Source organism: Micromonospora sp. WMMD1155 (genome assembly GCF_029581275.1).
Taxonomy (GTDB): Bacteria; Actinomycetota; Actinomycetes; order Mycobacteriales; family Micromonosporaceae; genus Micromonospora.
Genome location: NZ_CP120742.1, coordinates 4,054,687 through 4,067,286 on the forward strand (window position 1 = coordinate 4,054,687; position 12,600 = coordinate 4,067,286).

The 12,600-nt window shown below is 71.5% G+C and carries 15 protein-coding genes; 13 read left to right on the forward strand and 2 right to left on the reverse strand.

Going from position 1 to position 12,600, the window contains the following annotated elements:
* Positions 1 to 54: 54 nt before the first annotated feature.
* Both O7617_RS18645 and O7617_RS18650 read right to left on the reverse strand, forming a co-directional pair.
* Complete coding sequence (locus O7617_RS18645) at positions 55 to 579, reverse strand: hypothetical protein (protein ID WP_282257047.1); 525 nt, start codon at positions 577 to 579, stop codon at positions 55 to 57.
* Between the two features lie 110 nt (positions 580 to 689).
* Positions 690 to 1,154, reverse strand: coding sequence for an Lrp/AsnC family transcriptional regulator (locus tag O7617_RS18650; RefSeq protein ID WP_282257048.1), 465 nt, complete (start codon positions 1,152 to 1,154; stop codon positions 690 to 692).
* Positions 1,155 to 1,302: 148 nt separating this feature from the next.
* Between O7617_RS18650 and O7617_RS18655 the strand changes: the two genes are divergently transcribed.
* From O7617_RS18655 to O7617_RS18715, 13 genes are read left to right on the forward strand one after another with little or no spacing between them, the layout of a single operon-like run.
* Entirely contained in the window at positions 1,303 to 2,205 is a 903-nt protein-coding gene (locus O7617_RS18655) for a tryptophan 2,3-dioxygenase family protein (protein ID WP_282264789.1), read from the forward strand.
* A gap of 14 nt (positions 2,206 to 2,219) precedes the next feature.
* Entirely contained in the window at positions 2,220 to 3,500 is a 1,281-nt protein-coding gene (kynU, locus tag O7617_RS18660) for a kynureninase (RefSeq protein WP_282257049.1), read from the forward strand.
* Positions 3,497 to 4,834: an NAD(P)/FAD-dependent oxidoreductase gene (locus O7617_RS18665; protein ID WP_282257050.1), complete on the forward strand. Its 1,338-nt coding sequence runs from the start codon at positions 3,497 to 3,499 to the stop codon at positions 4,832 to 4,834. Before kynU ends, O7617_RS18665 begins: the two co-directional genes overlap by 4 nt.
* Positions 4,831 to 6,339, forward strand: coding sequence for a 2-hydroxymuconic semialdehyde dehydrogenase (locus tag O7617_RS18670; protein WP_282257051.1), 1,509 nt, complete (start codon positions 4,831 to 4,833; stop codon positions 6,337 to 6,339). Before O7617_RS18665 ends, O7617_RS18670 begins: the two co-directional genes overlap by 4 nt.
* Positions 6,340 to 6,353: 14 nt before the next feature.
* Positions 6,354 to 7,151: a fumarylacetoacetate hydrolase family protein gene (locus tag O7617_RS18675; protein ID WP_282257052.1), complete on the forward strand. Its 798-nt coding sequence runs from the start codon at positions 6,354 to 6,356 to the stop codon at positions 7,149 to 7,151.
* On the forward strand, positions 7,148 to 8,080 hold the full coding sequence (locus tag O7617_RS18680; protein WP_282257053.1) for an acetaldehyde dehydrogenase (acetylating): 933 nt from the start codon (positions 7,148 to 7,150) through the stop codon (positions 8,078 to 8,080). The genes O7617_RS18675 and O7617_RS18680 overlap by 4 nt, the downstream gene beginning before the upstream one ends.
* The gene (gene dmpG, locus O7617_RS18685) at positions 8,077 to 9,174 is read left to right on the forward strand and encodes a 4-hydroxy-2-oxovalerate aldolase (RefSeq protein WP_282257054.1); all 1,098 of its coding nucleotides are present in this window, start codon (positions 8,077 to 8,079) and stop codon (positions 9,172 to 9,174) included. Before O7617_RS18680 ends, dmpG begins: the two co-directional genes overlap by 4 nt.
* Positions 9,171 to 9,944: a fumarylacetoacetate hydrolase family protein gene (locus O7617_RS18690; RefSeq protein WP_282257055.1), complete on the forward strand. Its 774-nt coding sequence runs from the start codon at positions 9,171 to 9,173 to the stop codon at positions 9,942 to 9,944. The genes dmpG and O7617_RS18690 overlap by 4 nt, the downstream gene beginning before the upstream one ends.
* Positions 9,941 to 10,363, forward strand: a complete 423-nt coding sequence (locus tag O7617_RS18695) for a RidA family protein (protein ID WP_282257056.1) — start codon at positions 9,941 to 9,943, stop codon at positions 10,361 to 10,363. Before O7617_RS18690 ends, O7617_RS18695 begins: the two co-directional genes overlap by 4 nt.
* Positions 10,360 to 10,884, forward strand: coding sequence for a 3-hydroxyanthranilate 3,4-dioxygenase (locus tag O7617_RS18700; RefSeq protein WP_282257057.1), 525 nt, complete (start codon positions 10,360 to 10,362; stop codon positions 10,882 to 10,884). The genes O7617_RS18695 and O7617_RS18700 overlap by 4 nt, the downstream gene beginning before the upstream one ends.
* Positions 10,884 to 11,894, forward strand: a complete 1,011-nt coding sequence (locus tag O7617_RS18705; RefSeq protein ID WP_282257058.1) for an amidohydrolase family protein — start codon at positions 10,884 to 10,886, stop codon at positions 11,892 to 11,894. Before O7617_RS18700 ends, O7617_RS18705 begins: the two co-directional genes overlap by 1 nt.
* Before the next feature lie 29 nt (positions 11,895 to 11,923).
* On the forward strand, positions 11,924 to 12,142 hold the full coding sequence (locus O7617_RS18710; protein ID WP_282257059.1) for a type II toxin-antitoxin system VapB family antitoxin: 219 nt from the start codon (positions 11,924 to 11,926) through the stop codon (positions 12,140 to 12,142).
* Complete coding sequence (locus O7617_RS18715) at positions 12,139 to 12,567, forward strand: PIN domain-containing protein (RefSeq protein WP_282257060.1); 429 nt, start codon at positions 12,139 to 12,141, stop codon at positions 12,565 to 12,567. The genes O7617_RS18710 and O7617_RS18715 overlap by 4 nt, the downstream gene beginning before the upstream one ends.
* Positions 12,568 to 12,600: the final 33 nt, after the last annotated feature.

Sequence of the window (12,600 nt, forward strand, 5' to 3'; positions counted from 1 at the left end):
GGCGCGGCGGTTCGGCCGCGCACGCGCGGATCTGCGGCTCATCTGTCGTCCGGCTCAGGAGCCGGCTCCGGTCCGACGCCGCCCGCCCGCCATGCCGAGCGCGATGGCGGTACCCACCAGCGCCACGCCGCCGAGCACCAGCAGCGACCCGGTGCCGCGACCACCGGCCGTCCCGCCGCCACCGGTCGCCGGTCCCTTGCTGGGTGAGGCCATGTTCAACACGGTCAGCGTGGTGGAGGCCGTCTGCCCGTTCTCGCAACGCAGGTCGACCGGGTAGTCACCGGCCTGCTTGTCCCGCGGGATGGAGGCCTGCGCGGTCAGGAACCCCCGGTCCGGCCTGAGCGTGACAGACCCGAACGCGTCGGAGTGCACGCTGGCCTGCCGGCTGTTGTTGTCGTTGTCGCAGTTCGCCCGGATGGTGACCCGGCTACCGGCCTGGGCGCTGTTCGGTGTCACCTCGACGAAGGTGTTCTCGCCGGCTCGCGCCGGGGCGGCCGACATCAGGACGAACGCCCCGATCAGCCCCACCAGTGCCAGTACGGACGAGATCGCACGGTTGACAGTGCGGATTCCCTGCATGATTACCCCCCAACCGGCGACGACCGCCGGAACCCTCCCCTGGGCACGCGCGCTGCTTTCCCGTTGGCGCGGAGGCAAACCCGCAGGCGGGCAGGGGTGGGGCGGGTGGCTCAGCGTTGCCGGGGGGTGGCCCGGGCGGAGGGGAGCGGGGTGATCGGCTGCCAGCCCAGCGGAGAGGAGAGGACCATCGTGCTCGACGGCTGGCCGTACGGGGCGAGCCGGTCGATGACCCCCTCGAACGCGCCGATCGAGCCGGCGGCCACCTTCAACACGCTGCACGCGTCACCGGTGATCCGATGGATCTCCAGGATCTCCGGCCAGCCGGCGACCGACGCGTCGTGCAGGATGCAGCGCGCGCCGTAGCAGGACATCCGGATCAGCGCGACGACTGTGCGACCGGCCCGGCTCAGGTCGACGTGGGCGTGGTAGCCGGTGATGACCCCGGCCTCCTCCAGTCGGCGTACCCGCTCGGCCACCGCCGGTGGCGACAGGTGCACCCGTCGGGACAACTCGCTGAAGGAGAGCCGCGCGTCGGCCTGCAACTCGCGCAGCAGCGCCCAGTCCATGTCGTCCACGCTCAGACCTTACTTTCGTGAACCGGCTTCGCCTAGTTGGCTTTCGTTCGTCAGGAGAACGAGGCGAGCGCCGTTGATTCGGCATTCCATCGGCCGATCCAGCCGCGGGATCATGACGTCGGCCAGTCCGGGGGAGGGAGACGAGATGGTGGAGCAGACGGAGCGGCGGGCCCCGACCCGCCCCGCCGCGGTGCGACCGGTGACCCCGGGGCAGCGGGCCGCCCAGGCGGCGCGCACCGGTGGCGAGCCGACGTTGGAGTTCGCCGACATGGTGCCGTACGACGCGTACGTGCAGGCCAGCGCCCTGCACAAGATGCAGCACCCGCTGAGCAGCGACCCGGGCGAGATGTCCTTCCTGATGGTCAGTCAGATCATGGAGCTGTACTTCGGGTTGACCTGCCACGAGCTGCGGGAGACCCAGCGGCTGATCCGCGCCGACCAGGTCTGGGAGGCGCTGGCCCCGTTGCGTCGGGCCAAGCTGCACCTGGAGGGGCTCAACGCCGCCTGGCAGGGTCTGCGCTGGATGAGCCCGGCCGACTTCAACAGGTTCCGCAACCTGCTCGGCGAGGCGTCCGGCTTCCAGTCGGCCATGTACCGACAGTTGGAGTTCCTGCTCGGGCTGCGCGACCCGGCGCTGATCCGACCGTTCCGTCGGCAGACCGAGGTGTACGCCGAGTTGACCAGCGCACTGGCCGCCCCGAGCCTCTGGGACGACGTGCTGGCGCTGCTCGCCCGGCGCGGCTTCGACCTCCCCGCCGACCTGCTGAACCGGGACGTGTCCGTCGAGCACGATCCGCACCCGCTGGTCGAGGCGGCCTGGGTGCGCATCTACGACGACGCCGCCCCGGACAACCACCTGCGCATGCTCGGCGAGGCGTTGAGCGCGGTCGCCGAGGAGTTCGGTGACTGGCGCTGGAACCACGTGAAGGCGGTGCAGCGGACCATGGGCGCGAAGGTCGGCAGCGGCGGTTCCGCCGGCCTGGCATGGTTGCAGCGCAGCATGGCGCGGGTGGTCTTCCCCGAGCTGTGGTCGGCCCGTACCGCGATGTGACCGGAGAGCGAGACATGCACACCCCTGAACACGAGGCACACCGGCTGGACGAGGCCGACCCGGGCCACCGGCACCTGTTCCACGTGCCGCCGGCCGACGGCGGCGACCACCCCGAGGCGGCGTACCTCGCCGGTAACTCGCTCGGCCTGCAACCCCGGGCCACCCGCGACGAACTCCTCGCCGACCTGGACGCCTGGGGGCGGCTCGGCGTCGAGGGGCACCTCGAGGCGGAGCGCGCCTGGCTGCCGTACCACGAGCTGTTGACCGCACCGGCCGCCCGACTGGTCGGCGGCCGGCCCGCGGAGACCGTGGTGATGAACTCGCTCACCGTCAACCTGCACCTGCTGATGGTGAGTTTCTACCGCCCGGCCGGCGCCCGCACCCGCATCGTCATCGAGGACGCCGCGTTCCCCTCGGACAGCTACGCGGTGCGCAGCCAGGCCCGGTTCCACGGTCTGGACCCGGACGACACGGTGGTCCGGCTGCGCCCCCGCGACGGCGAGACATCGCTGCGCACCGAGGACGTGACCGACTACCTGGCCGCCGAGGGCGACCGGGTGGCCCTGGTGCTGCTCGGCGGGGTCAACTACCTCACCGGCGAGCTGCTGGACATCCCGGTGATCACCGCTGCCGGTCGGGCCGCGGGCGCGGTGGTCGGTTGGGACCTGGCCCACGCGGTGGGCAACGTGCCGCTGGCCCTGCACGACTGGGACGTCGACTTCGCCGCCTGGTGCTCCTACAAGTACCTGAACTCCGGCCCGGGTGCCCTCGCCGGCGTCTTCGTGCACGAGCGGCACCTCGGTGATCCGGACCTGCCCCGCTTCGAGGGGTGGTGGAGCACCGCGGCGGCCACCCGGTTCGAGATGACCCCGGTGTCCCGGCCACCGGCCACTGTGGAGGCATGGCAGATCTCCAACCCGCCGATCTTCGCGATGGGCCCGGTGCGTACCTCACTGGAGCTGTTCGACTCGGTCGGCATGCCCGCGTTGCGGGCCCGCAGCCTGCGGCTCACCGGCTGGTTGGAGTCGCTGCTCGACCAGGTCGTCGTCGACCGGCCGCTGCGCGTGGTCACCCCGCGCGACCCGGCCCGGCGTGGCTGCCAGCTCTCGGTGCGCATCGGGGCCGGCAGCGCCGCCGAGCTGACCAAACGCCTGCGGTACGAGCACGGCGTCATCGCCGACGCCCGGGAGCCGGACATCGTCCGGTTCGCCCCGGTGCCGCTCTACTCCACCTACCTCGACTGCTGGCGTGCGGCTGCCGCGTTGGCGGCGACGGTCGGGCAGGTGAACCCGTGACCGCGCGGCGCGACGAGATCGCGATCATCGGCGCCGGGCTGGCCGGCTGTCTGGCCGCCTGCTTCCTGGCCCGGCGGGGCTACCCGGTGGCCCTCTACGAGCGCCGGTCCGACCCGCGCGACGGCACGGCCGAGCGGGGCCGTTCGATCAACCTGGCGCTCTCCGAGCGGGGCCTGGACGCCCTGCGCCGGATCGGGCTCGCCGAGCAGGTGATGACCGACGCGTTGCCGATGCGGGGCCGGATGATCCACCCGGTCGAGGGGGAGCAGCAGTTCCAGTCGTACAGTGCCGCCGGTGACCGGGCGATCAACTCGATCAGCCGGGGCGCGCTGAACAACGCCCTGCTGGACGAGGCCGCCGCCCTGCCCGGCGTGCGGGTCGTCTTCGACCACCGCCTCGTCGGGCTGGACCCGACCGACGGCTCGCTCAGCTTCGACACCCCGCAGGGCACCGTCGCGGCCAAGGCGTCGGTCGTGCTGGGCGCCGACGGCGCCGGGTCCGCGGTGCGGGGGCAGTTGCTCGCGTACGGGCTGCTGGACGAGAGCGTGGACTTCCTCGACTACGGCTACAAGGAGTTGACGATCCCGCCGCTGGGCGGGGACTTCGCCCTGGACCCGGACGCCCTGCACATCTGGCCGCGCGGCACCTCCATGATGATCGCCCTGCCGAATCCGGACCGGTCCTTCACCTGCACGCTGTTCTGGCCCAACGACGGCGCCGGAAGCTTCGCCTCGCTGACCGGCCCGGCGGAGATCGAACGGCACTTCGCCGACCACTACCCGGACGTCGTCCCGCTGGCCCCGAACCTGGTCGACGACTACCAGCACAACCCGGTGGGCGTGCTCGGCACGGTCCGCTGCACCCCCTGGCAGGTCAACGGGACCGTCGGCCTGCTCGGTGACGCGGCGCACGCGATCGTGCCCTTCTACGGTCAGGGCGCCAACTGCGCGTTCGAGGACGTGGTCGAGCTGGACCGCTGCCTGGACGAGTGCGCCGACGACTGGGCGGCGGCGCTGCCGCTGTTCCAGCGACGCCGGCAGGAGAACGCCGAGGCCATCGCGACGATGGCGTTGACCAACTTCGTGGAGATGCGGGACAAGGTCGCCTCGCCCGTCTTCCAGGCCCGACGGCGGGTGGAGCACGCGTTGGAACGCGCCCTGCCCGGCCGGTACGTTTCGCAGTACGAGTTGGTGTCGTTCTCCACCACCCCGTACGCCGAGGTGCGCCGCCGGGTGCGCCGACAGCACCGGGTGCTCGGCGCGGTCGTCGGCGGAGCCGCGGTGCTGCTGGTCGGCGCGATCGGCGCGGCGCTGAGTCGAGGGAGGCGCGGATGACCGGCAACTGGGATCCACGACTGATGACCGGCCACGGGAACGGCGACCCGCAGCGGTTGCGTAACTTCGTCGCCGGCGAGTTCGTCGACGGTGGGTCGACGTTCACGAAGGTCAGCCCGGTGACCGGCGACCCGGTCTTCGCGGTGGACGAGGCGTCGAAGTCCACGGTGGACGACGCGGTGGCCGCCGCGCGGGCGGCGCTGCGCGGGCCGTGGGGCCGGATGGGGGAGCGGGAACGCGCCGAGGTGCTGCGCCGGGTCGCCGACGAGCTGGAGCGCCGCTTCGACGACCTGGTCACCGCCGAGGTCGCCGACACCGGCAAGTCCATCTCCCAGGCCCGCACACTGGACATCCCCCGTGGCGTGGCGAACTTCCGGGCGTTCGCGGAGATCGTGGCGACCGCGCCCACCGAGTCGTTCACGACCGTCACCCCGACCGGCGGTCGGGCGCTCAACTACGCGCTGCGGAAGCCGGTCGGCGTGGTCGCGGTCATCGTGCCGTGGAACCTGCCGCTGCTGCTGCTCACCTGGAAGGTCGCGCCCGCGTTGGCCTGTGGCAACGCGGTGGTGGTCAAACCCAGCGAGGAGACGCCCGCCTCGGCGACGCTGCTCGCCGAGGTGATGGCCGCGGCAGGCGTGCCGGAGGGCGTGTTCAACCTGGTGCACGGGTTCGGGCCGGACTCGGCGGGGGAGTTCCTCACCCGCCACCCGGGCGTGGACGCGATCACCTTCACCGGCGAGTCGGCCACCGGCGGCGCGATCATGCGGGCCGCCGCCGACGGTGTGAAGGCGGTCAGTTTCGAGTTGGGCGGCAAGAACGCCGGCCTGGTCTTCGCCGACGCCGACCTGGACGCCGCGGTGGCCGGCTCGGTGCGGTCCAGCTTCACCAACGGCGGCCAGGTGTGCCTGTGTACCGAACGCATCTACGTGCAGCGCCCGGTCTTCGAGGAGTTCACCGCCCGGCTGGCGAAGCGGGCCGGCGAGCTGGCGTACGGCTGGCCGACCGACGAGGCGACCGCCACCATGCCGTTGATCTCCCACCAGCACCGGGCGAAGGTGCTCGGCGCGTACGACCTGGCCCGCTCCGAGGGCGCCGAGGTGCTGACCGGCGGCGGCTCGCCCACCTTCGGCGACGCCCGGGACGGCGGGTCGTACGTCCAGCCGACGGTGCTCACCGGGCTCGGGCCGGACGCCCGCACCAACCGGGAGGAGATCTTCGGCCCGGTGGTGCACGTGGCGCCGTTCGACACCGAGGACGAGGCGTACGCGTTGGCCAACGGCACCGAGTACGGCCTGGCGGCGACGGTGTGGACCCGGGACGTGGGTGTCGCGCACCGGGCCGGCGTCCGGCTGGACGCCGGCATCGTCTGGGTCAACACCTGGTTCCTGCGTGACCTGCGGACCCCGTTCGGCGGGGTGAAGGCGTCCGGTATCGGTCGGGAGGGCGGCGTGCACTCGCTGAACTTCTACTCCGAACTCACCAACGTCTGCGTGGACCTGTCGTGAGCGAGGGAGCGAGCGTGGAAGCTGACATCGAGGCCGCCAACCGGGAGCTGGCCGACGCCCGCAGCACCGGCAAGCCGTGCCCGCCGCTGCGCGGGCGGCTGCTGCCGGAGGGGGACGTCGAGTCCGCGTACCGCGTGCAGCAACTCCAGGCGCGGGCCTGGCAGGGTCGCGGTGAACGCCGGGTCGGCGCGAAGATCGGGTTGACGTCCCGGGCGGTGCAGGAGACCTTCGGGGTGTTCCAACCGGACTTCGGCATGCTGACCGACGCCATGGCGGTCGGTGACGGGGTCGAGGTGCCCATCGACCGGCTGCTCCAACCTCGGGTCGAGGCGGAGATCGCGTTCGTGCTCGACAAGGAGCTGTCGGATCCGCAGATCACGACAGTCGACCTGATCCGGGCTGTCGACCACGTGCTGCCGGCGATCGAGATCGTCGATTCGCGCATCGCCGCCTGGGACATCTCCATCGTGGACACCGTGGCCGACAACGCCTCCAGCGGGCTCTTCGTGCTCGGCACCACGCCGCGTCGGCTCGCCGACGTCGACCTGCGACTGTGCGGGATGGTGCTGGAGCACGCCGGTGAGCCGGTCTCGGTCGGCGCGGGCGCGGCCTGCCTGGGCAACCCGCTGCACGCCCTGCACTGGCTGGCCGGCACCCTGGCCCGCGCCGGTGACCCGCTGCGCGCCGGGGACGTGGTGCTCTCCGGTGCACTCGGCCCGATGGTCCCGGTCACTCCCGGGGCCGCGTACGAGGCGCGGATCTCCGGGCTCGGCTCGGTGCGCACCTGCTTCAGCAAGGGAGGCGACAAGTGACCACCGGGGTGGCGGTGCTCGGTTCCGGAAACATCGGGACCGACCTGATGATCAAGGTTCTTCGGCTGAGTGACAGCCTGCGGATGGTGGCGATGGCCGGCATCGACCCGGCCTCCGACGGTCTGGCCCGGGCCCGCCGACTCGGCGTGGCCACCACCGCCGACGGCGTGGACGGGCTGGTCGCGATGCCCGAGTTCGCCGACGTCGAGCTGGTCTTCGACGCCACCTCGGCCGGGGCGCACCGACACCACGACGAGGTGCTGCGGGCACATGGCCGGACCGTCGTCGACCTGACCCCGGCCGCGCTCGGCCCGTACGTGGTGCCGCCGGTCAACCTGGACGAGCACCTGCACGAGCCGAACGTCAACATGGTGACCTGCGGCGGGCAGGCGACCGTGCCGATCGTCGCCGCGGTCCGCCGGGTCACCCCGGTCGCGTACGGGGAGATCGTCGCCTCGATCGCGTCGAAGTCCGCCGGTCCGGGCACCCGCGCCAACATCGACGAGTTCACCGAGACCACGGCCCGGGCCATCGAGGTGGTCGGCGGGGCCGAACGCGGCAAGGCGATCATCGTGCTGAACCCGGCCGACCCGCCGCTGCTCATGCGCGACACCGTCTACTGCCTCTGCCCGGACGCCGACGCCGACCGCAGCGCCATCGCCGCCTCGGTCACCGAGATGGTCGCCGCGGTGCAGGAGTACGTCCCCGGGTACCGGCTCAAGCAGGACGTGCAGTTCGACCGGGTCGAGGCGTACCTGCCGACGCTCGGGCGTCAGCTCACCGCCCTGCAGGTGTCGGTGTTCCTGGAGGTCTCCGGCGCCGGGCACTACCTGCCCGCGTACGCCGGGAACCTGGACATCATGACCTCCGCCGCGCTGCGTACCGCGGAGCGGCTGGTCGCCCTGCGCTCGACGGGAGCGGTGGCATGACCGACCTGTACATCCAGGACGTGACCCTGCGCGACGGCATGCACGCCATCGCCCACCGGTACACGGTCGACCAGGTGCGGACGATCGCCGCCGCGTTGGACGCCGCCGGGGTGGCCGCCATCGAGGTGGCGCACGGTGACGGGCTCGCCGGGTCCAGCGTCAACTACGGTCACGGCGCGGCGAGCGACGCCGACTGGATCTCCGCCGCGGCCGAGGTGCTGACCACGGCGAAGCTGACCACGCTGCTGCTGCCCGGCATCGGCACCATCGCCGACCTGAAGGCGGCGAAGGCGCTCGGGGTGACCAGCGTGCGCATCGCCACGCACTGCACCGAGGCGGACATCAGTGCCCAACACATCTCCTGGGCCCGGGAGAACGGCATGGACGTCGCCGGGTTCCTGATGATGTCGCACCTGAACGATCCGGCGGGGCTGGCCGGGCAGGCCAAGCTGATGGAGTCGTACGGGGCGCACTGCGTCTACGTCACCGACTCCGGTGGCCGCCTGCTGATGTCCGACGTGGCGCAGCGGGTCGACGCGTACCGGCAGGTCCTCGCGCCGGAGACGCAGATCGGCATCCACGCCCACCACAACCTGTCGCTCGGTGTCGCCAACAGCGTGCTCGCCGTCGAGCACGGCCGGGTCACCGGCTCCGGGCCGGCCGGCCCCGACGCCCCGAACGGCCGGACGGTCCGGGTCGACGCCTCCCTCGCCGGCATGGGCGCGGGCGCCGGCAACGCGCCGCTGGAGGTCTTCGTCGCGGTCGCCGAGCTGCACGGCTGGAAGCACGGCTGCGACGTGTTCGCGCTGATGGACGCGGCTGACGACATCGTCCGCCCGTTGCAGGACCGGCCGGTCCAGGTGGACCGGGAGACGCTCTCCCTGGGGTACGCGGGTGTCTACTCCAGCTTCCTGCGGCACGCCGAGCGGGCCTCGGCGAAGTACGGCGTGGACGTCCGGTCGATCCTGGTCGAGCTGGGCCGCCGCCGGATGGTCGGCGGCCAGGAGGACATGATCGTGGACGTGGCACTCGACCTGGCCGGCACGGAGCGTTCGCGTGACCCGCGGTCGCGGACGGAGGATGACGCAGCATGATCGGACCGGACATCGCGGGGATCGCCGAGAAGCTGGGGGCGGCGGCCGGAACGGCCACCGCGATCCCGCAACTCGCCGCCGAGACCGGCCTCGACGTGGACGCCGCGTACGCCGTGCAGGCCGCGCTGATCCAGCGCCGGGTCGACGCCGGTGAGCGGCTGGTCGGGCTGAAGATGGGGCTGACCAGCAGGGCGAAGATGGCCCAGGTCGGTGTGGACGAGGTGATCTGGGGGCGGATCACCAACGCGATGCGGGTGCCCGACGGTGGCGTGGTGGACCCGTCCGCGTACATCCATCCCCGGGTCGAGCCGGAGGTGGCGTTCCTGCTGGACCGGTTGCCCGAGCCGGGTGAGCCGATCGGCGACTTCGCCGACGCGGTCCGCGCGGTCGCCCCGGCCATCGAGCTGATCGACTCCCGGTACGCGGACTTCCGCTTCTCGCTGCCGGACGTGATCGCCGACAACACCTCGGCCGCCGCGTTCGTGATCGGGGCGTGGTCACCGGTGCCGGCGGGCCTGGACAATCTCGGTGTGCTGCTGGAGGTCGACGGCCGCGTGGCGCAGGTCGGCTCGACGGCCGCGATCCTCGGTGATCCGCGCCGGGCGCTCGACGAGGGCATCCGGCTGGCCGGGCGGCACGGTGTGCGGTTGGAGTCCGGGTGGGTCTTCCTGGCCGGGGCCGCCACCGCGGCCGTTCCGCTGCGTCCGGGTGCACACGTCCGGGCGGTGGTCGAGAAGCTCGGCACCGCGTCGCTGCGGGCGTCGTCGTGACCGCGCGGGTCGTCGCCGGGAAGGCGGTTCCTCGGGGGGCGTTTCCGCACGTCAAGGTCGCGGGCGGGTTCGTCTTCGTCTCGGGTACGTCGTCACGGCGGCCGGACAACAGCTTCGCCGGTGTCGAGGTGGACGAACTCGGCACGACCAACCTGGACATCCGGGTGCAGACGCGGGCCGTCATCGAGAACGTGCGGGACCTGCTGCGCTCGGTCGGCGCGGACCTCACCGACCTCGTCCAGGTGACGTCCTACCTGGTGAACATGAACGACTTCGGTGGTTACAACGAGGTGTGGGCGGAGTTCTTCGACGCGTCCGGGCCGACCCGTACGACGGTGGCGGTGCACCAGTTGCCGCACCCGCACCTGCTCATCGAGATCCAGGCCGTGGCCCTTCTTCCCTCGGGAGGTCAGTCGTGAGTGAGATCGCCGAACCCTTCAGCTTTCCGGGCTGGATCGCTGACAACCAGCACCTGTTGAAGCCGCCGGTGGGCAACAAGGAGATGTTCCCCGGCGGGGACGACTTCATCGTGATGGTGGTGGGCGGGCCCAACCAGCGCACCGACTTCCACGTGGACCCGTACGAGGAGTTCTTCTACCAGGTCAAGGGCAACATGCACATCAACCTGATGACCCCGGAAGGGCCGCGTACGGTGCACGTACGCGAGGGTCAGATGTGGATGTTGCCGCGCAACACCCCGCACTCCCCGCAGCGGCCGGAGGCCGGCTCGATCGGTGTGGTCGTCGAGCGGGTCCGTGAGGAGGGCACGCTGGAGACCTTCCAGTGGTACTGCCCCGAGTGCGGCAACAAGGTGCACGAGGTGGAGTTGCAGGTCCGCGACATCGCCGCCGATCTCCCGCCGGTGTTCCAGGCGTTCTACGCCGACGAGGCGGCGCGTACCTGCGCTGACTGCGGCACCCTGCACCCGGGCAAGGGCTGATGCCCGGAGGTGTGGTCGACGTGCACACCCACGTCGTACCGAAGGGGTGGCCGGACCTCGGCGCGGCGTGCGGTGGGTCCGGCTGGCCGTGGTTGCGGGTCGACTCCGAGCGGGCCGCCATGATCATGGTGGGGGAGACGGAGTTCCGCCCGGTCGGCGCGGAGTGCTGGGACGCGTCGACGCGACTGGCCGACATGGACGCCGACGGCGTGGACGTGCAGGTGGTCTCACCCACCCCGGTCTTCTTCGGCTACGACCGCCCGGCCGACCAGGCGGTGAAGGTCGCCCGGATCTTCAACGACCTGACCCTGGAGGTCACAGCCGCCGGTGGCGACCGGCTGGTGCCGTTCTGTCAGGTGCCGCTCCAGGACCCGGACGTCGCCTGCGCCGAGCTGGATCGCAGCCTGGCCGCCGGACACGTGGGCGTGGAGATCGGCAACCACGTCGGCGACCGGGATCTGGACGACGCCGGCGTGGTCACCTTCCTCCAGCACTGCGCCGAGGTGGGCGCGCCCGTCTTCGTCCACCCGTGGGACATGCCCGACGGTCCACGGCTGGACCGCTGGATGGCCCGTTGGCTCACCGGGATGCCCGCCGAGACGCACCTGTCGGTGCTGGCGATGATCCTGGGCGGTGTCTTCGACCGGGTGCCCGAGACGCTGCGGATCTGCTTCGCGCACGGCGGTGGCAGCTTCCCGTTCTGGCTCGGCCGCGCCGACAACGCCTGGCACCGCCGGGGCGACCTGGTGCGGGGCGCGTCCGTCGCCCCGCCCAGCAGCTACGTCGACCGGTTCCTCGTCGACTCAGTGGTCTTCGCGGCGCCCGCGCTGCGGCTGCTGGTCGACACGATGGGGGAGGACCGGGTGCTGGTCGGCAGCGACTACCCGTACCCGCTGGGTGAACGGCCGGCCGGCGCGGTGGTTCGCGACGCGGACTTCCTCAGCGACGACCAGCGCGCGAAGCTCCTGTCCGCCAACGCCCTGCGCTTCCTCGGCGAGTCGGGTATATAAAGACGACCCCTCGTGGATATACTGCGCGCATGAAGACCGTTATCGATCTTGACGATGAGCTGCTCGACCGAGCCCGCCGCGAGTTGGGCACCAAAAGCAAGAAGGACACCATCCATGCCGCGCTACGTCTGGTCGCCGAGCGGAGTGAGCGTGCGCAGGCCATCCGCGAACTGCTCTCGGTCGACCAGGACTGGACCGGCCTGCTCGAGGACGACAAGACACCGCGCGGCGAGCAGGGCGCTGCATGATCCTGCCGTCCGGGCTCTACCTCATCGACACGTCAGCCTGGAGTCGTCGACGCCAGCCGATCGCAGGCAAGCGAATAACGACGATCCTCGAGGAGGGGCTCGCCGCGACCTGCTTACCGCTCGATCTCGAGAACGGTCGAAGCGCCCGCAATTTCCGGGACGCCATGACGATGCGCGCACGACGAGCAGAGCTGATGGTCGACCTTCCGATCACCCCGGCCGTCGCCACCCGGGCCCGTGACCTGCAATTGGCGCTGACAGCCCGCGGCCATCATCGCGCGGCCGGCCCTGTCGATGTCCTGGTCGCGGCGGCGGCTGCCGAATACTCCGCGACCGTCCTGCACTACGACCGCGACTTCGATCTGATCAGTGACATCGGTGGACCGCGCACCGAGTGGATAGCGCCCGCCGGCACGCTGGACTGATGGTCGCCGTCGTGTCGGCCCGGCGACCGCCGG

Bases quoted from the DNA above. Each gene is read 5' to 3' on its own strand.
- O7617_RS18645 (WP_282257047.1), bottom strand. From the start codon at position 579: ATGCAGGGAATCCGCACTGTCAACCGTGCGATCTCGTCCGTACTGGCA.
- kynU (WP_282257049.1), top strand. From the start codon at position 2,220: ATGCACACCCCTGAACACGAGGCACACCGGCTGGACGAGGCCGACCCG.
- O7617_RS18670 (WP_282257051.1), top strand. From the start codon at position 4,831: ATGACCGGCAACTGGGATCCACGACTGATGACCGGCCACGGGAACGGC.
- dmpG (WP_282257054.1), top strand. From the start codon at position 8,077: ATGACCGACCTGTACATCCAGGACGTGACCCTGCGCGACGGCATGCAC.
- O7617_RS18690 (WP_282257055.1), top strand. From the start codon at position 9,171: ATGATCGGACCGGACATCGCGGGGATCGCCGAGAAGCTGGGGGCGGCG.
- O7617_RS18705 (WP_282257058.1), top strand. From the start codon at position 10,884: ATGCCCGGAGGTGTGGTCGACGTGCACACCCACGTCGTACCGAAGGGG.
- O7617_RS18710 (WP_282257059.1), top strand. From the start codon at position 11,924: ATGAAGACCGTTATCGATCTTGACGATGAGCTGCTCGACCGAGCCCGC.
- O7617_RS18715 (WP_282257060.1), top strand. From the start codon at position 12,139: ATGATCCTGCCGTCCGGGCTCTACCTCATCGACACGTCAGCCTGGAGT.